This is a genomic window from Stenotrophomonas pictorum JCM 9942 (genome assembly GCF_001310775.1).
In the GTDB taxonomy this organism is placed as follows: domain Bacteria; phylum Pseudomonadota; class Gammaproteobacteria; order Xanthomonadales; family Xanthomonadaceae; genus Stenotrophomonas; species Stenotrophomonas pictorum.
In genome coordinates this window covers 1-851 of the sequence record NZ_BAZI01000696.1, presented here as the reverse complement: position 1 = coordinate 851, position 851 = coordinate 1, and the positions used below count along the sequence as shown (strand labels likewise).

Annotated in this window: 1 protein-coding gene and 1 pseudogene; both read right to left on the bottom strand. The window is 67.0% G+C overall.

Features of this window, described 5'->3' with window-relative positions:
• Window positions 1-178: pseudogene (locus JCM9942_RS20400) on the bottom strand (c-type cytochrome); the annotation flags it as partial.
• Window positions 179-309: 131 nt separating this feature from the next.
• A partial coding sequence (locus tag JCM9942_RS17120) for a TetR/AcrR family transcriptional regulator (protein ID WP_054661021.1) occupies window positions 310-851 on the bottom strand: 542 nt, incomplete at its 5' end.

The window sequence follows — 851 nt, the reverse complement described above, 5'->3', positions numbered from 1 at the left end:
CGACCGCGCCGATCGGCGCGATGCGCTGTTCGGTGCGTTTGGTCGCCTGCGGGGAGACTTCACCGGGAATCGTGCGATGCAGGAAAAAAGCGAAAACAATCAAACCGATCGTGACGATGGCCAGAAAACCGATCACGATGGAAAAGCGCTTCAGAAACTCTAGGTCGTAATTCCGCACGTCTCATCACCCCGGGCGAGTAGTCGGTGGACCAGCAGTTGCCGGGCGAGTATAGACCAGCGTCCGCTACCGCCCGCAACGGGTGAACGTGCGTGCGGGCGTGTGGCGATGCAGCATCCGGCGCGCGTGGATTACGCCTGCAGGCGGGCGCCGGCGGCACGCAGACACAGCGCGCTGATGGCCGTCACCAGATGTTCGCCATCGCGCAGGCCCTCGCGGCTGGGTGCGGTCGGCCCGACCAGCGCCTCGGTGAACGCCCCGACGATGCAAGCCGCGCTCACATCCAGATCCTGCGCAGGCAGCTCGCCGCTACGCACGCCGTCTTCCAGGATGCGCTTGAATACATCGCCGAACAGCCGCCGGCAGCGGATACGCTCGGCTTCCACGTCCGGGTCCACCGGCTCGGCAATGAAGGCATAGGCCAGCCCGGGACCGGCCATGGCGCGACGCACGAACGAGGCCACCGCCCGTTGCAGCCGCTGCGCTGCAGGCAGGGGCTCATCGGCAATGGCCTCGAGAATCTCCAGCTCGTGCTCCACGGCCGCGGTCAGCACCTCGACGAACAGTTCGGCCTTGGACGGAAAGTGGCGGTAGATCAGGCCGGTGGATACGCCGGCCTCGGCCGCCACGGCGGTGATCGGCGCGTTGCGGTAGCCACCGGCCGCGACCAGTC